Raw genomic sequence first — 20,646 nt, forward strand, 5'->3', positions numbered from 1 at the left:
GGGAGGAACTCCCAGCCTGCAAGGAGGAATATGTCGTGACATGTCTTCGCCTGATCCCGAATGCTGGGAACGGATTTTCAAGCCGCCCGGCGAGCTCCGAGCCGGGGCCGAAGGCTTCCCGGGAAAGCGCGCCTCGTCTTCGGCTAGTTGCCGACACGGGAAGCCGCTACCGCCCGCAGCTTGGATCCGGGCCGGACCGTTCAGGCTCCGCTCTGCCTCGCTGGGTGACTGTTGCGGTCGGCGCAGGCGCGGCAATGGCTTCGGCAGCCGTCGCAATCATCGGCTTCAGCCCGGACATGCTCGGCCTGGCGCCGCAAATGCACCTGATCGCAACCGCTATCGCCCGGTGAGCCTGAGCCGCCACCACCTCCAATCAGGTGCAATTCGGCGGCGGCAATCCGTTCGTGCAGCGCAACGCCGGCCCGCCTCGTCAGGTGCAGGCCGATGGTCGCCGCGTTGGGCATGAAGAGTTGGATCGCCGGCAACATGGCATCGGCTATGACGGGCGCCGTGATCGGCCTCGTGACCTGGTCCTGAGGCGCCCCGTCATGCTCGATGCACGCCTCAGACCCATCATCGATGTCCCACTGAATTCGATCGGACAGTGGCTCGCCGGGCGCGGCATCGGTGCGAACGGCGTCACTATGGCAGGAATGGTCGTCGGCCTCGCCGCGGCCGCGGCCATCGGACAGGGCGAGTATCGGACCGGCCTCCTGCTGATCCTAGTCAATCGCCTGCTCGACGGTCTCGACGGAGCCATTGCCCGGGCGTCGCGCCTTACCGACTTCGGCGGCTACCTCGATATCGTCGCGGACTTCGTCTTCTACGTGGCCGTGCCCGTGGGCTTTGGCCTGGCATCTCCGTCGAACCTGGTGCCCGCCCTGTTGCTGGTTGCGAGCTTCGCCCTCACCGGCATCAGCTTTCTCGCGTTCGCCACGCTTGCCGCCAAGCGCGGGATCGAGACGGCGGCACATGGCCGGAAGAGCTTCTTCTACGATACGGGTATCGCGGAGGGCACGGAGACAATTGCGGCCTTCATCCTGATGAGCCTCTTTCCGACTTACTTCCCGACGATTGCAGTCATCTATGCGAGCCTTTGCGTGCTTACGATCGCGCAACGCAGCTTCGGCGCGTGGCATCGCTTCCGATAGAATTGCAGACGGGGTCGATCCCCGCCGATCCGTAACCTGACTCCCTGATCCGGCGTATGTCTGTGGCAACCTGTTTCGATTGGGGAACCATCATGACCAACATTCCCGCTCGCATTCTGCTCGGCTTCGCCGCCGGAGCGCTCTCCCACGTCGTTTTCCAGGGCGCGCTCGGCGTCGTCTACTTCTCCGCCGACATGATCCCGGGCCTGCCTTGGAGCTTCAAGCCGCTGCCGCCGTTCGGCGTGCCGACGACTCTCAACTTCGCTTTCTGGGCCGGCCTGTGGGGCATTGCCTATGCGTTGCTCGAGCGGCGGCTGACGGCCCGCCTCGGCCGTATCGGAGGGGGGCTGCTGTTCGGCGTTGCCGCCATGCTGGTGCGCTGGTTCATCGTGCTTCCGCTGAAGGGCGCGGAGATCGTCGAAGGCTTCGTACCGAACCTGGTGGTCGTCTACACCGGCTTTCATCTGATCTTCGGTATCGGGCTCGCTATTCTGTTCGGCGCCGGGCTCCGCCTCGTGCCGCAACCTGCCCGCGTATCGCTGAACGCTCGCCAGGGCTGACCGCGCCAAGCGTGTCGCACCGGCCCGGCCTCGACCCGGAAAAAGGAACCCATCATGGCACCGATACCTTTCGAGCGGCCGGCACGTGCCGGCCGAAGCGGGCCTGCGTCTGTACTGAATTCCGTGACAGGAAGGCTTCTGCTTGTGGCGCTTGGCGTCTCCGCCGTCGCCCTGACCCTGAAGCTGACCGACGCCCTCGATTATCTGAGCTTCGCAGCACTTGCCGAGAACCGCGTGTGGCTTGTCGATCGGGTAGGGGCGCTCGGCTGGGCCGCCCCGCTGCTCTTCGTACTGGTCTACGCGCTGAGCACGGCGTTTTCAATGCCGACCGGTTTGCTCCTGTCGACCGTCGGCGGCTTCCTGTTCGGCACCTTATGGGGCGGCTTACTGAACGTGATCGGAGCGACCCTCGGCGCAACGATGATTTTCCTCGCCGCGCGCACCGTGCTCGGCAACCTGCTCAGCGCCCGGGCAGGCCCGTTCCTCCAGAAGCTCGAAGCCGGCTTTCGCGAGAACGAGGTCAGCTACATGCTGGTGCTGCGGCTGGTGCCGCTCTTCCCATTCTGGCTCGTCAATCTGGCGCCTGCTTTCCTGGGGGTGCGGACATCAACCTTCGTCGGCGGCACGTTCCTCGGTATCATCCCGGGAGCCTTCGTCTTTGCCAGCGTGGGAACCGGGCTCGGTGCAGTCCTTGCAACCGGCGGCACGCCGGACGGCTCCGCCCTGCTCCAGCCCCACGTCATCATCCCGATCGCGGGTCTCGCCCTGCTGGCGATGATCCCGGTCGTCCTCAAGCGCGTCCGCCGCCCGGCGGCGCATCTGGAGAAACTGCCATGAGCGACACCTTCCTCGATGTGGATATCGCGGTGATCGGCGCTGGTTCGGGTGGCCTGTCGGTGGCCGCCGGGGCGGCCCAGCTGGGCGCCTCGACCGTGCTGATCGAACAGCATCTGATGGGCGGCGACTGCCTCAACACCGGCTGCGTTCCGTCGAAGGCACTGCTCGCTTCGGCCAAGGCGGCTTACCGCTGGCGGAGCGAAGCGGCGCTTGGCGTGGACTATGCGCTGCCGGACGTCGACCTCGGCGCAGTCAACCGGCACGTCCATGAGGTCATCGCCGCGATCGCGCCCAATGACTCGATCGAGCGTTTCGAAGCGCTTGGCGTGAAGGTCATCCAGGGCACTGCCCGGTTCGTCGGCCCGAGCGAAATCGAGGTGGACGGAACCCGTATCCGCGCACGGCGCATCGTCGTCGCGACTGGCTCCAGAGCGGCAGTGCCGCCGATCCCGGGGCTCGACCAGGTGCCCCATTTCACGAACGAGACGCTGTTCGCGAACACCGAATTGCCACGTCATCTGATCGTCATCGGGGGAGGCCCGATCGGCATCGAAATGGCGCAGGCGCATCGCCGCCTCGGTTCCGACGTGACCGTGCTGGAAGCCTCCAGGATCATGCCCAAGGACGATCCCGAACTCGTATCGCTCCTGGGCAGCCGCCTCGTGGACGAAGGCATCGCCATTCGCGAAGGGGTCTCGATCACGCGCGTCGAGGACGGCCGCGGCGGCGTTACCGTCCTTCTCCGCAACTCCGAGGGTCTAGAAGAGCGGATCTTCGGATCGCACCTGCTGGTCGCTGCCGGCAGGCGGCCGAACACAGAGAGACTGGATCTCGAAAAAGCCGGCATCGAGTACGGGCCGAAAGGCATCATTGTCGATGCCCGGCTGCGCACCAGCAATCGCCGCGTGTTCGCGATCGGCGACGTGGCCGGCGGTCCGCAGTTCACGCACGTCGCCGGCTATCATGCGGGCATCGTCATCCGGAATGCGCTGTTCCGCCAGCCGGCCAAGGTCGACTATCGGGCGCTCCCGTGGGTGACCTATGCCGATCCGGAGCTCGCCCATGTCCGTCTCACGGAGGCAGAGGCACGTGCGAAGCATGGCGACGATCTCGTCGTCCTGCGCTGGCCCTACCACGAGAATGATCGTGCCCAGACCGATCGCAAGACACAGGGGCTGATCAAGGCGATCACGACTCGTTCGGGCAAGATTGTCGGCGCATCGATCCTCGGAGCAGAGGCTGGCGAGCTCATCCAGCTCTGGGTGCTCGCGATCGGCCAGGGCCTCAACGTCAAGGCGCTCGCCGGCATGATCGCTCCCTATCCGACGCTTGGCGAGATCAGCAAACGGGCTGCCGCCAGCTTCTTCACGCCCAAGCTGTTCAGCTCCCGAACCCGCAAGCTCGTGCGCTTCCTGTCCTGGTTCGGCTGAACCCATCTCCATTCACCTTCGAACAACCTGTCAGGTCGGTGCCGAACGCGGCGCCGGCCTGCGTTTCACCGGGAGCCACTGCGATGACCAGAGTGAAGACACGCCTTTTCCTCGGCTTCGGCGCCGGTGCCCTCTCGCACCTCTTCTTCCAGGGCGCGCTCGGCACGATGCTCCATTGGGCCGGCCTGCTTCCGGAACTCATCTGGAGCCTCGAGCCGGTGCCGCCGCTCGCCGTGCCCACCACAGTGAACAACATGTTCTGGGACGGCCTGTGGGGCATGGCGTACGGACTCGTCGAGCCGCGTCTGACGGCTCTGCTTGGCCGCCCCGCGAGCGGGCTCGCGCTCGGCTTCGCCTCGCTCCTCGTCTTCTGGCTCGTCGTGCTGCCGCTCAAGGGGAGCGGTCTCGCCGGACTCGACATCATCGAGATCTCCATCGATGTCGCATTCGACCTGGTGTTCGGCCTTGGTACCGTCCTGCTTTTCTGGGCAGGCCTGCGCCTTCGCCGTCCGTCACCGCCGGCCTAGGCGAGGCGCGCATAAATGGCGCCGCCGGAAGGTCCGACGGCGCCCTAGAGAGCCTGGTGACGCTGTAATTATTCGGACGGACGTTTGTACCCTGCCGTGTGGCGGCCAAGGTTTCGCTCCACGTCGCCGGGCTTCTGCAGGCCCTTCTTCACAAGCGCTTCCAGACGGGACTGAGCAGCGGGCCGCTGGACCGACTCGATGAAGGCTTCCCAGCCGGGCTGCATCTCGGCGTCCGGCGGCATGCTGGCCAGATCGACGAGCTTCTTGGTCTCAGCGATCGCGTGGCCGTCGAACGAGGCGATACGCGTGGCGAGCGCGTCGACGAAGCTGTCGAGATCGGCGTCAGGAAGGGCTCGGTTGATGTACCCGTAGCGCTCGGCCGTGTCGGCGTCGAAATCGTCGGCTCCGATCAGGATTTCCATCGCTCGGCCACGGCCGACGAGGCGCGGCAGGCGGGCCATCGGGCCGCCGCCGGGAACGAAGCCGGCACCGACTTCGAACTGCGACAGCACGGCTTTCTCGCGGCTGGCGAACCGCATGTCGGCCGCAAGAGCCAGCTCGCTTCCGATCCCGCTGGCACGGCCGCGGATCGATACGATCGAAATCGCCGGGAGCTTGCTGAGCCTCACCATGAAATCGGGCACCGGGTGCATTCCGGTTGGACCCGCTTTGAGGCCGGTCGAAGCTTCGAGCGGCTGACCGAGATCGTAGTGATTGATGAAGGAACCGGGAATGGCGCTGTCGAACACGACGACCTGCACGCGTGGATCGGCCTCGAGTTGGTCCATGATGCGACCGAGCTCCTGGACCTCGGCGGGTCCGATCAGGTTCAGCGGCGGATTCGCGAAGGTGATCTTCCAGTAGCGCTCGCTTTTCCGAACAACGCGGATCTTCGCGGATGGCGTGGTCTCGTCGACCGCTTGCGCGGTCGTGGCAGTGGGCGCGCGGGCTTCGCCTGACGCCGTTGCGGGGCTGGCGAGCGCGGGCGTGGACACGGCCAGAAGCAGCATCAACTTTAGGTTTGCGAGAGTTTTCATCATTGTTCCTCCCTGTGGTCTGGAGACCAGGTGAAGGCGCTTCTGAGCTGCGCCTGTGAGGGAGTTCGCCGTGGCAGGGCTGGTCGGTTACAGATGTTTTCCACGTCCGCGAATTCGGCGATCAATGTGGGGGGAGGCCGGCCTTGCCTGCGCCGCGGATGACAATGCTCCTGCACGCGCGGCATAGGGCGCGGACCCAAGGACAGTCAGGCCATCTTGGGCCCGAGCCATGGCCGAGCCCTGCCGCTATTGTCTGATGATCGTCGGACGGCGCATACGGGCGCACTGGTGGCGAGCCGCTCTGCCGATCGTCCAGTCTCAGCCTTGCCGGCCGACCAGCGAAGTTCATCACGAAAAGGGGTCTTCTTCTCAGCCCGGCTGATTGCGCGGCCCGGGCTGAGCCAGCCACTTGCCGGCGTGGGCAACGAGTGACATCAGCTGATGGGCCTTGTCCTGCGGAGCCGGATTGGCTTGCGGCGGACGCGGTGGTTGCGTGCTCCTGTTCATGGGAAACGCTCCTTTTCTACCGTGTCTTCGCTGAAGAGAGGCGGGAAGTTACGCCGAATGTGCCAGGATCAGCGACGAAGACGCACTTGCCAATGGCGAGCAGTTTCGCCGCGGGCGACGCGCGCGGACATGCCTGGACGAAGCTCGTCCACTCCCGGCTGGCCTCCGGGAACCGCGATCCTGATCGGTATGCGCTGCACGATGCGCGTGAAATTGCCTGAGGCGTTGTCCGGCGGGAGCAGTGCGAACTGAGCTCCGCTGGCAGGCGACAGGCTGTCAACGCGGCCCGCAAGGGCCCGGCCCGGCTGCGAATCCACCAAAATCGTGACCGGCTCGCCAGCCCGGATTCCCTGCAGCTCCGTTTCCTTGAAGTTGGCGACGATCCACACCTCCCGCGCGACAAGCGCAATCAGCGAGGTTCCAGGACGCACATACTGGCCCTTGCGCACCTGACGCTCAGCAACCCGGCCATCGGCGGGTGCCCGCACGATCGTACTCTCGAGGTCGAGCTCGGCCAAGCGCAGCTCGGCCTCGGCGGCTTCCACCTCGGCGACGAGCTGTAGGCGCTGGCTTGCAATCACATCATATTGATCGCGTGAAGCGGTCAGCGCCGCCTCGGCACCGGAGACGCCAGCGAGCGCCTTCTCGCTGTCGGCGGCGGCGTCGTCGCCGCGCGCCGTCGTGACCCAGCCGTCCCGTCGCAGCACCTGGATCCGCGCAAGCTCTCTTCCCGATCGGTCGACTTCTGCGCCTGCGCTCCGCACCGCCGCGCGAGCCTGCCCGATGTTCGCCCGCTGCAGCTCGAGGCTGCGATCGTGTCGGACGATCGCGGCGCGCCGCGCGGCAAGCGCGGCGCGTGCCCGGTCAGCACGCGCCCCATATTCGCGGTCATCAAGGCGGAACAGGATATCCCCCGCGCGGACCTGCTGATTGTCGGCGACGAGCACGTCTTCGATGAGCCCGGGGACTTTGGTGCTGATCGGCGTGACGTCGCCACGGACATAAGCGTTGTCCGTTCCGCCGGCATGGCCGGCGCCGACGAGCCGATAGGCCGTTCCAGCGAATATGAGGATGGCGAGCAGCAGAGCCGCAGCGGCGGATTTCGAGAGTGTCATCGGGAGCCTCGCGTCGGGTGAGGGAGGGAAGGGGATTGAAGCAGCAGGACGCCGGCGGCGCTGACGATGAGCAGGCCACCGGCGACCAGCAAGCCGTCCTCGAAGGAAAGCACCCAGGCTTCGCGGCGAAGCGCGTCAGCCACGGTCGCGAGGGTGCGCACGGCGGCGATCGCATCGTCGCCAATGCGCGATGTGAGTTGCGCGGCGAAACTCTCGAGCGGCTCCGGATGGGGGCCGTAAGCGGCCGCGCTCTCCGCGCGCGCGCCGAGATGAAATCTTTGTCTTTGCGTCACGAATTCGGTGGCGAGCGCTACCCCGATGTTCGTCCCGCCGAGCGTGGTCGCGTTGAACAGGAGCGATGCCGTCGGACCGTCGGCGGGCTTCAGCTGGATACCGCCGGCAATGAGGTTCGGCACCAGGAACAGCGTCTGGCCGGCACCGGCCAAGGCCATGGCGAGCCGGAAGTCGTCGGCGCCCGTTTCTGACGTGACACCGGCGGCAAGCACCGCAGCAAGCCCGAACAGGACCAGCCCGGAGGCAATGATCAGGCGGCCGTCGATCCGCCCGAGCAGCCACCAGGCGAGCGGGTAAACGAGCAATTGCGGCACGGCAGCCCAGAGGTAGAGCTGCCCAAGCTCGAGTGGGCGATAGCCCTGCACCAGGATCAGGAATTGCGGGACGAGGAACGCCGTGGTCGCGAAACCAACGCGAAAGAGGAGGTTCAGCGTGATCGGCACGGCGAAGCTTCGCCGGGCGAGGAGGTCCAGGCTCAGTAGTGGCGCTGGCGATCGCCACAGGGTCAGGAGGAAACCGGCCCAGGCACCCGCGCCGGTCGCCATTGCCCAACCAATGACAGGACTGTCGAGCCAGTCGCGGCGCGTGCCCTGGCCGAGCACCAGCAGGGTTGAGGCGAGGGCGGCGCAGAGCAGCAGCAACGAGATCCAGTCTCGTCGAAGGGCCGGCCAAGCAATCGGCGTCCGTGGCACCAGCAGGATCGCGAAAATCGCCACAAGGCCGCCGCCGGCTGCCTGGAAGTGGAACAAGGCTTCCCAGCCGAGGCTGTCTTCGAGCAACCCGGCGAGAGGGGGCCCGAGGCTGGTGGGCAGGATCAGGATGATCGCGAGCAGTGACAACCCAAATCGAAGGCGAGGTCCCGACATCGTCATGAACGTCGCCACGAACGCCATCGGCCCGAACCCGCCGGCTGCAAAACCCTGCAGGGTCCGCACGGCGATCATCCAGGGCAGCGGCGGAGCAGCGGCTGCGGCCACTGCGGTCATCGCAAAGAGCAGGGCGCTTGCCGCCATGTATCGGCCGAGGCCGAAGGCAGCGAGGAGCGGCGAGGCGAAGACGACCCCGGAGAAGAGACCCATCGAATAGTGGGTGACCAACCACGAGCCTTCGTCCGCCGATGCGCCGACCCTTCCCGCGATGTCGGCGATGTTGAACGGCACGAGTTGGCCCGAAAGGTTGACGACAAGCGACGCGGCCAGCGCAGTTGCGAGCAACAGCCTGCGATCCGGCGGCATCGGCTCGGCCGCGCCGTTTGCTACACGCGGTTCTGGAGCGATATCCGTCACCATGGGGCGCTGAGCCCGATCTTAACCGCGCTTGTGCCGTTTCCGGTGCGCGCGCACCGCGCAATCGCTGGCGTGGCGAACAGAGCGAGCGCGGCCGGTTCGTTCCCCCACGCGCGCGTTCGGGACGCAGTCTTCACGCGGGAGAAGCCAAACTCCCGGGTCTCGCCGAGGAGATGAGCCGACGCGATGCTCGCCGACAAAAGCGACAGGGATAGGACGAGATGCCGCAGATGTGCAGCTAAATGGGCTCCGAGCATGGTACCCTCGCTTCCGCGTCGGCACGTCTCCCGCTTGAGTTGCTGTTTCCCGGCGCGGGACCAGATCGCGAGGACGGATCACCGAAGAAGTTCGGGCGGAGTCACAGGCAAGTTACAGAAGCCTCCGCGGTGAGGCGTTCGTGAAGTCTACGAGACGCTACGGGCTGATTCTGCCAGGAGCAGCCGTTCGCCAAGTGGAACCGAATAACCGGAGTTGGTCGCGAGCTGCCGAGTTTCTAGACACAGGGTATTCGAACGGGACGGCTTGCGACGGGAGCGAAGCGGATCCGCTTCGCTCCACTCCACTCCGTAGGCGGAGAACAATTATCTCCCATAACCACGGATCGATTGACAACACTGCCGGTGCGAGCGGCCTGCTCCGGTGCAGGCTACGCCCAAGTTCCAAAACCCTCGCTCGTCCATGCATGATAGAGGACGATGAGGAGGAAGATGACCACCGCGAGCCACGGGGAGCCGATCGTGCCGGCGACGATCGCCAAGCCGTAGGCGGCTGCGCCAAACCACGGGCGGCTGCGCTGTGCCCTGAAGTAGCCGCCGGGCACCGCGGGTGCGAGTCGTTCGCGATGCCGTTCGAGGTAGGGGAATATTGGGGCCCATGCCGCCGACATCAGAGCTGCGAAGACGCCGTACAGGACTACTGCCGCCCGCTGATCTGCCGTGTTGCCGCTCTGCAGCGCCTCGGCAAGGACGCCAGTCGGGAAGGGGATCAACGCGGCCGTGCCGAGAATTCCAAGGTTGATCCCGTTCAGGCCTCGATCGACGCGGGCAACCTGCCGGAACAGGCCGTGGTGGTTCAGCCAGATCACACCGACATAGACGAAGGCTAGCGCGAACGCGGCGTATGACGCCCACGCTGCAGCGAGCGCTTGGGCCAGCCCACCCGGTGCCGCGTCCGGTTTGTGGATTTCGATCACGAGAAGCGTGAGCACGATCGGGAAGAATGCGTCGCCGAAGGCGATCAGCCGCGTTGCGTCCGCCGTGACGCCGGCCGCCGCCGCATGCGGACGGAGCGTCGTCACGGATTGGTACCGCCGCCCGCGCTGCCCTGCGCGAGCTTCACCCGGCCCCACAGATCGTCGAACTCTATGCTGTCGAAGAAGGCGTTCGCGCGCACGATGCGGCCGTTGTCCATCTCCAATATCCAGACATAGGTGTTGGTGTAAGGCTTGCCGTCCCGCGCAGTGCCGGCTGCGTCGAAGAACACGATAACCGTGTCGTCTTCAGCATAGATCTTTCGGACGACTGGTACCAAGCGGGCCTGCATCCTGGCATTGAAGGGGCGGATCACCTCGTCGATGAAGGCATCGCGGCTCGGATATGTCCTGGCCGCCGCCGAGTTGCCGGTGATCGTCCACTGTGCGTCGGGCGCCAGCAGATCATAAGGGCTCCCCGTGCCGGTCCTCCAGGCTTCGAAGCTGCGCGCGACCGCGGCTCGGTTCGCCTCCTCGATCGATGAGGATACTGCTGCCGAAGTGGCCATTGCGGGCGGGCTCATGACGGCGAGGAAGGCTGAGAGGGCGAAGCCATAACAGGCGCCTCTCGCCCGGTGGGCAGCAAGACTGAGCATATCGGTTCCTCCGGGAGAGTGTTGGCTGCTGCGGCGGCAACCTGGGCATCCTGCGCCACGCTGCCGCCCGAAACACCGACGGCGCCGATCATCGACCCGCCGGGAGAGAGGAGAGGCATGCCGCCCGCGAACACGACCAGGCCGCCGTTCGTGGCGTCCAGGCCGGGAGACGTGCCTCCGGGCTTGCAGAATTCACCGACCGCTTCGCTGTTCATGCCGAACAGTGCGGCCGTGCGGGCCTTCTTCAACGCGATGTCGACGGATCCGAGCAGCGCCCCGTCCATCCGGAGGAACGCCTTCAGGTTCGCGCTGCTATCGAGCACCGCGATGTTCATCGGAACACCTATGGCACGTGCCTCGGTGATAGCCGCCGCAATCGCCGCTTCGCAGCGTGTCTGGGTGATGGTCATGCGAGCCTCCTTGGATCAGGCTTGGCGCGGCTCCGCCCTGATCTCGGCGACGAGCGGCGACTCCAGCTCGATGCGGTTTTCCCAAGCTTGCTGCTGATGAATCTTCAGCATGTCCTCAATCGCCTTGGGAACGACGTTGCGGAACTTGCCGGTGTCGGCAGGGACGAGCTCGATCATCCGGTCGATCATCTCCTGCGGATCGAGCCGTCCCTCCGGTGTCGCGAAGAAATCGTCGAAGCCTTTGCGCAGGTCCGCACGCTTTGTGACGTTCTTGCTGTCGTCGAGCCAACGGAAGGCATTGTCCGCCATCGTCTCGTTATAGCCCGTGTAATAGGCTCCGGGATTGATCGTCTGAACCAGGATGCCGTGCGGGCGCAGCTCCTGCTGCAGCGCCTCTGCGATCGCCTCGAGCGCATGCTTGGTCGACACGTAGGTCCCCCAGTTGGCCGGCGTGAACAGCCCGCCCATCGAAGAGGTGAAGACGAGCTTCCCACGGCGCTTCTGCGCCACCCATTTCTGGACCACCTTCTGGGTGAGGATCAGCGGGAGAAAGACGTTTATTTCGTAATTCCGCCGCACCAGGTCGATCGGGATCTCCCACACCGGGCCGCTTTCGCCTTGGCCGGCGTTGTTCCAGAGGACGTCGAAGTCCCAGCCCACAGCCTGTTCGATATCGTAGGGATCAGTCAGGTCGAGCCGTTCGACGCGCAGGTTGTGCAGGCCGAGCTCCGCTGCCTTCCTGCGCAGCGGCATCACCTGAGGCGAAACCTGCACCGTCGCGATCACGTTATGGCCATCACGGGCCATCCCGATCGCTGCGCCTTCGCCGAAGCCGGATCCTGCGCCGGTAACCAGAATGGTTTTGGACATGCTTTCGACCCTCCTGCCATGATGAGAGCCGCAAATTAGCGCAGACCACTCGCCGTCGCTGTTCGCCGATTGCTGAGCCGCGTCCTGGATTGCTATAATCATCTCGTCGCAAATCGTGCGCTGCTGCGACGCGCGCGTGGCGGACCAGCGGCCTGCGAGCGTCGACCTGAGCACGCGTGTCGTTGCAGCATGATGCACTTCAGTTTTTGATGCAGCGACGTGGTGGGATCGGGAGACGATGCCGTGACGAAACTTCGTTTGGTGAACACACCGGCCGAAATCGGACGCATCCAAGGTGCTGCCCCGCCACTGATCGGCGCAGCATTCCTGGGCGACACGCAGATCGCGCCGCCGTGGCCTCAGCAGCCGCACGATGCCTACTGCAGGCCCATGCGTCACCACATCATCGGTGCGGTGTTTTCTGGAGAGGGCACGACGGCGCTCAAGACCGCGGGCCAACGCCTGCACGTTCGCTCAAAGACGGATACCATCATCATCAATCCAAGTGGCACCGACGGTTGGTGGACGTGCACCGGGTCGCCGCTGGTTTCGAACGTCTTCCTCGGTCAGGAAAGATTAAGACGTTGCGCAGAGGAGGTCGGCCGAGGCGGCACGCCGGAGCTGATCTTGAGCCTCCAATCAGACGATCCAAAGCTCTTCAACATTCTCAGCTTGATCGCGCGCGAGAGAGATGTCGACGATGTCGCCTCGAAGCTATTCATGGAGCACTTGGTGGACCTCCTTTGCTTACAACTCCTTCGTCGCCACGTCACCTTCCCGCACGACTGCTCCGGCGCAAAAGGAGGATTGACTCCCGCTCAATTGCGGCGCGTGACTAGCTATATCGAGGACCGTCTTTCCAACGAAATCCGCCTCCAGGAACTCGCCAATATCGCCCATGTTAGCCGCTTTCATTTTTGTCGCGCATTCAGGTGCTCAACCGGACAAACTCCCCATCAATGGCTAATCAGGGCTCGTATCAAACGGGCATGTTGCCTCCTCCGCGAGACCAGGCTGAGCATCACCGACATAGCTCTGGTGGTAGGCTACCAAACGGCATCGTCTTTCGCTCTTGCCTTCCGCAAGGCAACAGGAGCCTCGCCGACGGACTATCGAGCCCGTTGATCAAAGAGGGGCAGATGTTGTTACCTGAAGGCGAACGGCTGGTTCCGGCATCAGCGGACGTTCGAGCGATCGCATCGGAACGACGTGAGTTGGTCGCGAGCTGCCGATCGGCGGCTAGCACGCAACGTCGCCTCCGCCGAGGCGCGGGCAACATAGGCGTCAACTCGCTCCCGATCGGCGGGAGCGAGCTGGGGCAGAAACGGTTCGGGCGAGGTGACCTGGTCGACCACCAGGACGGCGCCCGCCATGATCGCGTCGAGGGTCTCCCGCTCGACCGGCCCCCTCAGGGGGCCGGTCAGTCACGGCAGCGTCGGTCCGGCTCGGGTTGCATCCAAGGGCTCAAGCCGACGATGAAAGCGCCACATCTACGATCACGATCGAAGGCGTCAGGGCTCCACCGCGTACAGGCTGCGGTGGGTGAGAATGAAGAGCGTGCGGCCGCCCTCGCCGCCGAACACCAGCTGCAAAGGCCGATCGGGGACGTCGATGCGGCCGAGCTGGCGACCATCGGGCGCGAAGACGAACACCTGGCCGTTGGCGACGAACACTCGGCCGCGCCGGTCGGTAGCGACGCTATCGCCCCCGCGATTGGCGAAGAGGCGGAGATCCGTGAGCGTGCCGCCGTCGCCCACGACGGCGCTGTAGGTCACATTCTCGGAGCTGTTGGACACGAATACCCGCTCGCCCTTGCTCGCCTGGAGCAGGCCCGTCGTGTTGAGGCTGTCCGTCCAGCGCCAGCCGATGCGGTCGATCGGGCCCTGCTGCCACACGGGGAACGCGGGCAGCACCAGGCTGCCGTCGGGCGAGACATATTCCTCGGCCTTCGGCGTTCCGACATCGCGCGCGAACATCTCCGCCAGGGTGGTGAACTGATACGTGTCGTGGTTCAGCTGATCGCGGAACTCGCCGTTGTTCCACCAATTCGCCGGCAGTGCGACCTTGGCCGTGCCCCCGGGACGCACGGGAGTCGGCTTGATGACGGTCAACTGGTCCTTCGGCCCGTTGGGATCGAACGAATAGACGGTCGCATATTTACCCTGTCCCGACACGACCATGAGGTGTCCCGACCGGTCGACCGCCAGATTGACGGGATCGAGCGGGTGGTCGCGGATGACCTCGACGCCGCGCGCCTCGGTCCAGCGGTGGATGCGCTGAAAGCGACGATCGACGAAATAAAGCGTTCCGTCGCCGCCGACGCTCGCCCCTGAGATGGAGAAGAAGCCGTCGGCGATCTTCCTGAGCTCGCCCGTCCCTGCCAGCTCGGATGTCCGGGGACTTTGCTGCTCACCCTTGATGTGCAGCTTGGCGAACTCGCGCTCGCGCGTGAAGATGCCGCTGGTCACGTCCTCGATAGCGTTCTCGAACGCGAACTTGCTCGCACGAAGATAGGTGCCGCACATGTCGTCGCTGCACAGCGCCGCGCCGCTCTCGGCGTTGCTGTGCAGGTTGTGGAAGCGGATGTCCGACGAGTTGTAGATTTTGATCGCGCTGCGCGCCGGGTGATAGGTCCGGGTCACGCGATAGGCGTGGTAGTTCGCGAAGAGCAGGTTCTTCGAATTGCTGATCTGCAGCCCGATCGCGTTCGGCCCGTCGCCCACCTCCTGCTCGGTCTGCGGCGCGTAGAACTCCCAGTTCTGCACATTGTCGAGCACGAACTCGTTGCGGGCGTGGTGCTCCACCGACACTTCGTAGATCCGTCCCGGCGTGCTCGTATCGCTGATGTAGAAGCCGGCGGAGGCGAAGTTCTGCGGGCTCCAAACGTCGGCGAAGGTGCCGCCGCCGCCATCGGTCACCCAGATGCTCGGATATTGGCCGTCGAGCCGGTCGTCGAGGATCGGATCGCCGCCTCGGGTGGATCGGAAATAGAGCGGCTTGCCGTCGGGAGTCACGGTGCCGCCGCCGCCGGCGATCTTGACGTCTTCGACCAGGCTGTTCGCACCGGAGCGCCACAGCAGCGCCGATGCGCGCGGGTTGATGCGGCCGGTGAACAGGCCGATGCCGTTCAGGATATTGTCGCCGCCGCGCGGGCTTTCGACGATCGGAACGACCGTCCCCACCCCCGCATGGCGCGGATTGTCTTCCGGGATCGAAAGCTGGGTGATCGCCGGATGCAGGCCCACCAGCACGGTGTCGGGGCGCAGCTTGAGCGCATCCGTCACGCGGTAGTGACCGATCGGGAAATAGAGCACGCGGTGGGTGTCGATGGCGCGCTGGATCGCGGGGGTGTCGTCCGTCTCCCAGTCGCCCTTGACCCCGAGCGTCTTGACGTTGATCCACTCGCCCATCGGCGGGGTGTCGCGGATGACCTGGGCTTGCGCGGGCAGCGCCGGGATCGGCCGGATCTCGGCCTCGGTCTTGTACTCCCCGAAACGCCCCTGGCCGGGCAGATGGAGACCATAGCTGAACGAGGCGACTTCGTAGCTGCGTCCCTTTCCGGCCACCGTCCTGCCGCTGTCCCGAAAGCGCGCGAAGACCGGCGTGTTGCTCGCCACCGCGGCTTCGAAGCCGATCTGGGTGAACACCCGGTCCTCGTTGGAGATGATCACGCCCGCCCGGCTTACATTCTCGAAGCGGATGTTCTTGCCCCACAGCGAGTCGGAATAGCCGCGGTCGATCTCGATCCCGACGGGGGTATTGCGGATGGCGACGTTGGCCATGGTGAGCCGCGCCTCATGCTCGCGAATGGCCGCGTCGCGCTGCCCATCGAAGGTCGCGTCGACCAGGGTGAACTGCCAGGCGGGCGACGTCTTTTCCGTGACGATGCCGTATCGGCCGCCATGGAAGTGAACGTCTTTCATCATGTTGCCCGCCTGGTAGACCCCGGCGAAGCCCGATCCGATGCGGAAGTCCATGTGATTGAGGAAGGCGTGCTGCGCCATGCGGAAGCGGATCGCCGCGGCGGCCGGGTTACCGGCGCCGATCTCCACATCGATGTTGGCCATTGCGGAGTAGAAAGTGCCCGAATGCGCGTCGCGCTGCTCGCGGTCGCGCGGCACCATCGTGGGCACCGGGACCGGAGGCTTGCCGGGCTGATATTGCGGGTTGCCGCCGAACACGACCATCGTCGACACGCCCTTCTGGAAGCCAGGCGTGTTGGGCGCGAGCACGAGGACGGGGCGCGTGGGGCCTACGCCGTAGATGCGGACCCCCGGCGGCACCACCACGGTGCGGGTAAGGCGATAACGGCCGGAGGGGAGGAAGACGATCCCGTGGCCACTCTGGTCGCGCGCCGCGTCGAGCGCTTTCTGGATCGCGGCCGTGTCATCGGCGCGGCCGTCGGCGCGCGCCTTCACCGTCACCGCGCGCGGCTCGTCCGGGGCGTTCTGATAGACCGACCGGGATTGGGCAAGGGCTGGCCCCGCCGTCACCAGGAAAAGCACCGTCAGGAAAAGCGCACGCATAGGCTGACCCATCCTCTTCGCGAGGGTCGATTCCCCAGCAAAGCAGATCGTTACGGCGCAAACGGTGCAAGGTCACCTGCTACCAAGGTCGTATTTCCAAGCGTGCAGACAATAAGGAAAATATGGGTTGCCCAGACCGGAACCGGATCAGCCTCAGCGAGGATCATGAGATTCGTGACTGGGCCAAGCTCCGCGAAGCGGTCGCAGCGGGCGGCAACAGCGCTGACAAGGCACGCGAATATCGGAAAGGCTGACCGTGGTTCCGGGTTGAAGCAGGCTGCACGAATTCCGGGGACACACTAGTTGATTGCTCCATATCGGTCAGGCTGTGATCGTACATGGCTCGCCTCGCCCGCATCGTTATTCCCGGTGTCGCCCATCGCGTGACGCAGCGTGGAAATCGCCGGCTGCCGATCTTCTCCGAGGACGCTGACCGCTCGCTCTATCTCGATCTGCTGCGCGACGGGTGCGCGGCGGCGGATGTTCGCTGTCTCGCCTGGTGTCAGATGGACAATCATGTCCATCTGATCCTGGTTCCCGAGACCGCCGACGGGCTGCGGGCGGCCTTGGCCGAGGCACATCGTCGCTACACACGCCACGTCAACTTCCGCGAGGGGTTTCGCGGCTACCTGTTCCAGGGGCGCTTTGCGAGCTAGCCGATCGACGATGCGCACCTCATGACCGCGGTGCGGTACGTCGAGCGCAATCCGGTTGCGGCAGGGCTTGTCGAGCGTGCGGAAGACTGGCGCTGGTCGAGTGCACGCAGCCATGTTGCCGGGCGGCGTGCGAAGGGCGACAGGCTGGCCGACGTTGCTGCGCTGTCGCAGCATGCGACGGATTGGCGCGCGATGCTGCGTCACGGGCTGAGGCGGGGATGGTCGGCACGGAGGGCGAACTGCTGGCGGAAGCGATCGAGGCGCGGCTGCGCACCGGCCGGCCGCTGGGAACCAGCAGCTGGATTGCGCAGCAGGACAAGACGCTGGCGCGGCCGCTCCGGCCCGCCAAACCCCGTCAGAAGCCGCGTACACAGCGGATGGCAGAAGATGATCAAAGTGTCCCCGGAACTCACTACTATGACCGGGTTCCTCCTGCCAAGGCATTCGCGTGGCGATCGCCGGACGGTGTGGCGCATGTCGGCTCTCGCGCCGCAGCATCACCGACCTGTGGCCTGCGCCGGATCGACGCCCAAGACGCGCTCCGAGCCGGTCGGCCGCTTATTCCTGTCCTTCAGGGCGGTACATGTCCCGGCTTGAACTGCCGACTTCACGAGGGCGATTTGGCTCAGTCGTCGAAACGCGCCATCGATCTCAGATTGGCAAGCGAGATTTTCGCCTTTCCTGGCAAGTCGTTCGGCATGTGCGTGAAATAGTTGAAGTCCAGCGCCACCTTGTCCTGCAAATCGTCTGCATAGTCGCTCGGGTAAAGCGACTGCTCGGCGCGGGGCAGCGCCTTGAAATGATCGAGAGCAGAAGCGAAGAAGTTGGTCATCTTTCCGGTACGATGATATTCGTTCATCCCGTCGGCCACGACGCGGGACCGCCATGCCTGTTCTTCGGCATAGGCCTGGCGGTAGGCGGCACGTTTCTCGTTGGTGGTGAACGCGCCGCTCTCGTCGTTGACGATCGCGGAAAGCTGATCGCGCGAGCGGCCGGCGAACGGGTTGGGCCGGCTCAGGTCGGCGACATAGGCGTTCGCTGCCGCAGCGGATGCAAGAGATTCGGCGTCCGCCGGATCCGGAACCTCCCGCGCCATGGCCGCGAGGCTGTCGGGCGTCAGCGTGTAAGCTATCTTGGCGATGGTGGCGCGAACCTTGTCGCCGAGTGCGTCGTGAGATAATTTCGAGGTCCGCGCATCGAAATCGGCCGCAGCTCTGCTCAATCGGCTTGCGAAGGCGGATACGTGCGTCGTGACGGCCGGTAGAGGGGCCGATGCCGGGCCGGCAGGCGCATCGGCGGCGGCCGGCGCTTTGGGCGGGCCGGCATTGGCGACCTGGCTCGCATAGGCATTGTCCGAAGAGGAAACGAGCATGGCACCCACCGGCTGAGCTTACTGAATTCTGCAAGGCAGATCGTGCGTAGCGGCTAAGCTGCTGATGGTAAGCACTTCGTTAAACCCTACATGCGTCGGCGCGCAGGAGTGGGAGATTCGCTCGCCACTGAGTGGCGGGTCGCACTGGTATCGCTGCGCCTTCCCAAGGCGCTTTCCTCCGGGCCTGATCCGTTTTGAGCAGCCTCGCCAGTGGCCGATGCCGCCCACGTGCGGTGCGCGGTAGGCCTAGTCCAGGTTCCCGCATGTTGCTCTCGCCTGACCCTTGAGCTGGGTGAGATGCAGGGAGATCAGGAAGTGCGGGTTTCCGTTGCTGTTCCTGTTGTCCCAGCGGCAGCCGGGTAGGGCGGCGATGTTGGCCTTTCGTCCGTCCTCGATCACCTCTGCGAACCGCGCACAGGCGGCATCACGAGTCTTGCTGTCGCTCTCCTTGACGGTATTCAGCAGTTCGGTGGCCCTGGCGGCCGTTGCCGCTCCGGCCTCCGCAGCGGTGCAGAGGCGCTTCTCGCTTCCTTGCGGAGATCCTTCCTCTGCCTGGGAGCAGGATGCCGCCAAAGCAAGGATCGGCAAGACGCCCAACAGCAGCTTCATCCGCGTCAAACTCCGTCAGGTTCCGATCCTACTCTGCTGCGTCTGTAAGGCCCGCCCGAAGCTTTCCACAAGTCCGGCCGAGATCGGTGTCGGGCCGATCCGATCGAGTGCGGCACGGGCGACGCTGCTGCCGCCTTCGCCCGTGCCGATGGTGCCTCAGGCGCCGAAGGCGCCGTCGATCGTGTGCATCGCGCCGGTGACGAAGCCGGCCTCCGGCCCTGCGAGCCACGCCACCATTCCGGCGACCTCCTCGGGGCGGCCGTGGCGCTTGATCGCCATGAAGCCGTGCATGAGATCGCGCATCGGGCCGTCTTCCGGGTTGGCGTCGGTGTCGATCGGGCCGGGCTGCACGACGTTGATCGTGATCCCGCGCGGGCCGAAATCGCGGGCGAGGCCGCGCGCCATGCCCTGGAGAGCGGACTTGCTGAGCGCATAGGAGGCCATGCCCGGCACCGGCATCCTGTCGCCGTTCACCGAGCCGATGACGATAATCCGCCCACCGTCGGGCATGTGCCGCGCCGCCTCGACCGAGGCGTGGTAGGGCGCGTGGATGTTGACCCGGAACAGACGGTCGATCTCGTCCGGATCCTGCTCCAGCGCGTCGCCGAACAGGGCGAAGCCGGCATTCACCACCAGCACGTCGAGCGGACCGCTGTCGCGTACCCGCGCGATCACGGCGTCGCGATCGGCGCTGTCCGTCCTGACGGCGATACTGCCGGTCTCGGCCGCAACCCGCTCGGCGGCATCGGGCGAGCCGGCGAAGGTGAAGACGACCTTCGCACCCTCGTCGGCGAAGCGCCGCACGATCGCCGCGCCGATCCCGCGGCTGCCGCCGAGCACCAGAACGGACTTTCCTTGAAACCCAGCCATGTCATTTCCTTGAGATTTAATGTAGGGCGCACTACATAAACTTCGCAAATGAGTCGTCAAGGACTTATGTAATGGTAACTACAAATAAACCACGGGGCCGGCCCCGCCGCTTCGATCCGGACGCCGCGGTGGCCACGGCCCAGCAGCTCTTCCATGCGCGCGGCTATGATGCGGTCAGCGTCGCCGACGTCACGGAGGCGCTGGGGATCAACCCGCCGAGCTTCTACGCTGCGTTCGGCAACAAGGCGGGCCTCTACGCCCGCGTGCTGGATCGGTGGGCGGAGACCGGCGCCATTCCCCTTGAGGAGCTGTTGCGCCCCGATCGTCCGGTCGCGCAGGCGCTCGCCGCCATGCTCGAGGAGGCCGCGCGCCGATATGCCGCCGAGTGCGGCGCCGCCGGCTGCCTGGTGCTGGAAGGCACGCGCTGCAACGATGCCGAGGCGCGGGAGGCGGCGCTCGGCTTCAACCTCGCCGCGGAAGCGATGATCCGCGACTATGTCGCCGCGCGCCACCCCGAGGATGCCGAGCGGATCACCGACTTCGTCAGCACCACCATGTCGGGACTCTCGGCCAAGGCGCGGAACGGGCACAGCCTCGACCAGCTCCTTGCCACGGCCCGCCTGGCCGGATCGGCGCTCGAGCAGGCGCTGCCTGCCTGACCTGCAGGCGCGAACAGGATGAAGCGTGCAGCCGTCGCGGCGACAATCACTCGGCACACAGACGGACCCGTGACGTGTCGCTAGG

Annotated in this window: 21 protein-coding genes; 9 read left to right on the forward strand and 12 right to left on the reverse strand. The window is 65.4% G+C overall.

The features are described from left to right. Positions 1 to 404 precede the first annotated feature (404 nt). The 5 genes from C7I55_RS03670 to C7I55_RS03690 all read left to right on the forward strand — a co-directional run bounded on the left by C7I55_RS03670 (position 405) and on the right by C7I55_RS03690 (position 4,505). Positions 405 to 1,151: a CDP-alcohol phosphatidyltransferase family protein gene (locus tag C7I55_RS03670; protein WP_233222020.1), complete on the forward strand. Its 747-nt coding sequence runs from the start codon at positions 405 to 407 to the stop codon at positions 1,149 to 1,151. Positions 1,152 to 1,243: 92 nt separating this feature from the next. Further along, entirely contained in the window at positions 1,244 to 1,711 is a 468-nt protein-coding gene (locus C7I55_RS03675; RefSeq protein WP_106511486.1) for a hypothetical protein, read from the forward strand. A gap of 144 nt (positions 1,712 to 1,855) precedes the next feature. Then, the gene (locus tag C7I55_RS03680) at positions 1,856 to 2,548 is read left to right on the forward strand and encodes a TVP38/TMEM64 family protein (RefSeq protein ID WP_199192700.1); all 693 of its coding nucleotides are present in this window, start codon (positions 1,856 to 1,858) and stop codon (positions 2,546 to 2,548) included. Further along, positions 2,545 to 3,978: a dihydrolipoyl dehydrogenase family protein gene (locus tag C7I55_RS03685; protein ID WP_106511488.1), complete on the forward strand. Its 1,434-nt coding sequence runs from the start codon at positions 2,545 to 2,547 to the stop codon at positions 3,976 to 3,978. The genes C7I55_RS03680 and C7I55_RS03685 overlap by 4 nt, the downstream gene beginning before the upstream one ends. A gap of 83 nt (positions 3,979 to 4,061) precedes the next feature. After that, positions 4,062 to 4,505 (forward strand): hypothetical protein, encoded by a 444-nt coding sequence (locus C7I55_RS03690; RefSeq protein WP_106511489.1) that lies wholly within the window; start codon positions 4,062 to 4,064, stop codon positions 4,503 to 4,505. Between the two features lie 68 nt (positions 4,506 to 4,573). Here the strand turns inward: C7I55_RS03690 and C7I55_RS03695 are convergent, their stop codons facing one another. From C7I55_RS03695 to C7I55_RS03730, 8 genes are all read right to left on the reverse strand, one after another. Further along, complete coding sequence (locus tag C7I55_RS03695; RefSeq protein ID WP_199192701.1) at positions 4,574 to 5,542, reverse strand: enoyl-CoA hydratase/isomerase family protein; 969 nt, start codon at positions 5,540 to 5,542, stop codon at positions 4,574 to 4,576. A gap of 369 nt (positions 5,543 to 5,911) precedes the next feature. Next, the gene (locus tag C7I55_RS28000; RefSeq protein ID WP_158266273.1) at positions 5,912 to 6,049 is read right to left on the reverse strand and encodes a hypothetical protein; all 138 of its coding nucleotides are present in this window, start codon (positions 6,047 to 6,049) and stop codon (positions 5,912 to 5,914) included. A 68-nt stretch (positions 6,050 to 6,117) separates the two neighbouring features. Then, entirely contained in the window at positions 6,118 to 7,164 is a 1,047-nt protein-coding gene (locus tag C7I55_RS03700; protein WP_106511491.1) for an HlyD family secretion protein, read from the reverse strand. Next, a complete protein-coding gene (locus C7I55_RS03705) occupies positions 7,161 to 8,747 on the reverse strand; it encodes an MFS transporter (protein WP_106511492.1) in 1,587 nt (528 codons plus the stop codon). Before C7I55_RS03705 ends, C7I55_RS03700 begins: the two co-directional genes overlap by 4 nt. Positions 8,748 to 9,390: 643 nt before the next feature. Continuing rightward, positions 9,391 to 10,041: a TMEM175 family protein gene (locus C7I55_RS03715; protein ID WP_158266274.1), complete on the reverse strand. Its 651-nt coding sequence runs from the start codon at positions 10,039 to 10,041 to the stop codon at positions 9,391 to 9,393. Beyond that, a complete protein-coding gene (locus tag C7I55_RS03720) occupies positions 10,038 to 10,502 on the reverse strand; it encodes a nuclear transport factor 2 family protein (RefSeq protein WP_233222021.1) in 465 nt (154 codons plus the stop codon). The genes C7I55_RS03715 and C7I55_RS03720 overlap by 4 nt, the downstream gene beginning before the upstream one ends. Positions 10,503 to 10,513: 11 nt before the next feature. After that, positions 10,514 to 10,999: a GlcG/HbpS family heme-binding protein gene (locus tag C7I55_RS03725; protein ID WP_106511496.1), complete on the reverse strand. Its 486-nt coding sequence runs from the start codon at positions 10,997 to 10,999 to the stop codon at positions 10,514 to 10,516. A gap of 15 nt (positions 11,000 to 11,014) precedes the next feature. Further along, positions 11,015 to 12,328, reverse strand: coding sequence for an SDR family oxidoreductase (locus C7I55_RS03730; RefSeq protein WP_233222022.1), 1,314 nt, complete (start codon positions 12,326 to 12,328; stop codon positions 11,015 to 11,017). On the opposite strand from C7I55_RS03730, the gene C7I55_RS03735 reads away from it, so the two are divergent. Further along, entirely contained in the window at positions 12,260 to 12,994 is a 735-nt protein-coding gene (locus C7I55_RS03735) for a helix-turn-helix domain-containing protein (RefSeq protein WP_146150915.1), read from the forward strand. The two genes, C7I55_RS03730 and C7I55_RS03735, sit on opposite strands and share 69 nt — an antisense overlap. A gap of 386 nt (positions 12,995 to 13,380) precedes the next feature. On the opposite strand, the gene C7I55_RS03745 is transcribed toward C7I55_RS03735, so the two are convergent. Continuing rightward, positions 13,381 to 16,395, reverse strand: coding sequence for a glycosyl hydrolase family 28-related protein (locus C7I55_RS03745; RefSeq protein ID WP_106511499.1), 3,015 nt, complete (start codon positions 16,393 to 16,395; stop codon positions 13,381 to 13,383). 122 nt (positions 16,396 to 16,517) lie between these two features. Between C7I55_RS03745 and C7I55_RS03750 the strand changes: the two genes are divergently transcribed. Both C7I55_RS03750 and C7I55_RS28440 read left to right on the forward strand, forming a co-directional pair. Then, positions 16,518 to 16,649 carry a DUF3606 domain-containing protein gene (locus tag C7I55_RS03750; protein ID WP_106511500.1) on the forward strand — a complete coding sequence of 44 codons (132 nt, stop codon included), beginning with the start codon at positions 16,518 to 16,520 and terminating at the stop codon, positions 16,647 to 16,649. Between the two features lie 84 nt (positions 16,650 to 16,733). Continuing rightward, the gene (locus tag C7I55_RS28440) at positions 16,734 to 17,051 is read left to right on the forward strand and encodes a transposase (protein ID WP_199192702.1); all 318 of its coding nucleotides are present in this window, start codon (positions 16,734 to 16,736) and stop codon (positions 17,049 to 17,051) included. Between the two features lie 625 nt (positions 17,052 to 17,676). Here the strand turns inward: C7I55_RS28440 and C7I55_RS03760 are convergent. The 3 genes from C7I55_RS03760 to bdcA all read right to left on the reverse strand — a co-directional run bounded on the left by C7I55_RS03760 (position 17,677) and on the right by bdcA (position 19,902). After that, positions 17,677 to 18,423, reverse strand: coding sequence for a hypothetical protein (locus tag C7I55_RS03760; RefSeq protein WP_146150916.1), 747 nt, complete (start codon positions 18,421 to 18,423; stop codon positions 17,677 to 17,679). Positions 18,424 to 18,669: 246 nt separating this feature from the next. After that, complete coding sequence (locus tag C7I55_RS03765) at positions 18,670 to 19,032, reverse strand: hypothetical protein (protein ID WP_106511502.1); 363 nt, start codon at positions 19,030 to 19,032, stop codon at positions 18,670 to 18,672. Positions 19,033 to 19,188: 156 nt separating this feature from the next. After that, on the reverse strand, positions 19,189 to 19,902 hold the full coding sequence (bdcA, locus tag C7I55_RS03770) for an SDR family oxidoreductase (RefSeq protein ID WP_106511503.1): 714 nt from the start codon (positions 19,900 to 19,902) through the stop codon (positions 19,189 to 19,191). A 71-nt stretch (positions 19,903 to 19,973) separates the two neighbouring features. On the opposite strand from bdcA, the gene C7I55_RS03775 reads away from it, so the two are divergent. Beyond that, entirely contained in the window at positions 19,974 to 20,561 is a 588-nt protein-coding gene (locus tag C7I55_RS03775) for a TetR/AcrR family transcriptional regulator (RefSeq protein ID WP_106511504.1), read from the forward strand. The last annotated feature ends 85 nt before the right edge of the window (positions 20,562 to 20,646 follow it).

The organism is Allosphingosinicella deserti (genome assembly GCF_003012735.1).
Lineage (GTDB): Bacteria > Pseudomonadota > Alphaproteobacteria > Sphingomonadales > Sphingomonadaceae > Allosphingosinicella > Allosphingosinicella deserti.

Coding starts and splice junctions, on each gene's coding strand:
- C7I55_RS03675 (WP_106511486.1), top strand. CDS start 1,244: ATGACCAACATTCCCGCTCGCATTCTGCTCGGCTTCGCCGCCGGAGCG.
- C7I55_RS03685 (WP_106511488.1), top strand. CDS start 2,545: ATGAGCGACACCTTCCTCGATGTGGATATCGCGGTGATCGGCGCTGGT.
- C7I55_RS03690 (WP_106511489.1), top strand. CDS start 4,062: ATGACCAGAGTGAAGACACGCCTTTTCCTCGGCTTCGGCGCCGGTGCC.
- C7I55_RS03695 (WP_199192701.1), bottom strand. CDS start 5,542: ATGAAAACTCTCGCAAACCTAAAGTTGATGCTGCTTCTGGCCGTGTCC.
- C7I55_RS28000 (WP_158266273.1), bottom strand. CDS start 6,049: ATGAACAGGAGCACGCAACCACCGCGTCCGCCGCAAGCCAATCCGGCT.
- C7I55_RS03700 (WP_106511491.1), bottom strand. CDS start 7,164: ATGACACTCTCGAAATCCGCCGCTGCGGCTCTGCTGCTCGCCATCCTC.
- C7I55_RS03705 (WP_106511492.1), bottom strand. CDS start 8,747: ATGGTGACGGATATCGCTCCAGAACCGCGTGTAGCAAACGGCGCGGCC.
- C7I55_RS03720 (WP_233222021.1), bottom strand. CDS start 10,502: ATGGCCACTTCGGCAGCAGTATCCTCATCGATCGAGGAGGCGAACCGA.
- C7I55_RS03725 (WP_106511496.1), bottom strand. CDS start 10,999: ATGACCATCACCCAGACACGCTGCGAAGCGGCGATTGCGGCGGCTATC.
- C7I55_RS03735 (WP_146150915.1), top strand. CDS start 12,260: ATGCGTCACCACATCATCGGTGCGGTGTTTTCTGGAGAGGGCACGACG.
- C7I55_RS03745 (WP_106511499.1), bottom strand. CDS start 16,395: ATGCGTGCGCTTTTCCTGACGGTGCTTTTCCTGGTGACGGCGGGGCCA.
- C7I55_RS03750 (WP_106511500.1), top strand. CDS start 16,518: ATGGGTTGCCCAGACCGGAACCGGATCAGCCTCAGCGAGGATCATGAG.
- C7I55_RS28440 (WP_199192702.1), top strand. CDS start 16,734: ATGGCTCGCCTCGCCCGCATCGTTATTCCCGGTGTCGCCCATCGCGTG.
- C7I55_RS03760 (WP_146150916.1), bottom strand. CDS start 18,423: ATGCTCGTTTCCTCTTCGGACAATGCCTATGCGAGCCAGGTCGCCAAT.
- C7I55_RS03765 (WP_106511502.1), bottom strand. CDS start 19,032: ATGAAGCTGCTGTTGGGCGTCTTGCCGATCCTTGCTTTGGCGGCATCC.
- bdcA (WP_106511503.1), bottom strand. CDS start 19,902: ATGGCTGGGTTTCAAGGAAAGTCCGTTCTGGTGCTCGGCGGCAGCCGC.
- C7I55_RS03775 (WP_106511504.1), top strand. CDS start 19,974: ATGGTAACTACAAATAAACCACGGGGCCGGCCCCGCCGCTTCGATCCG.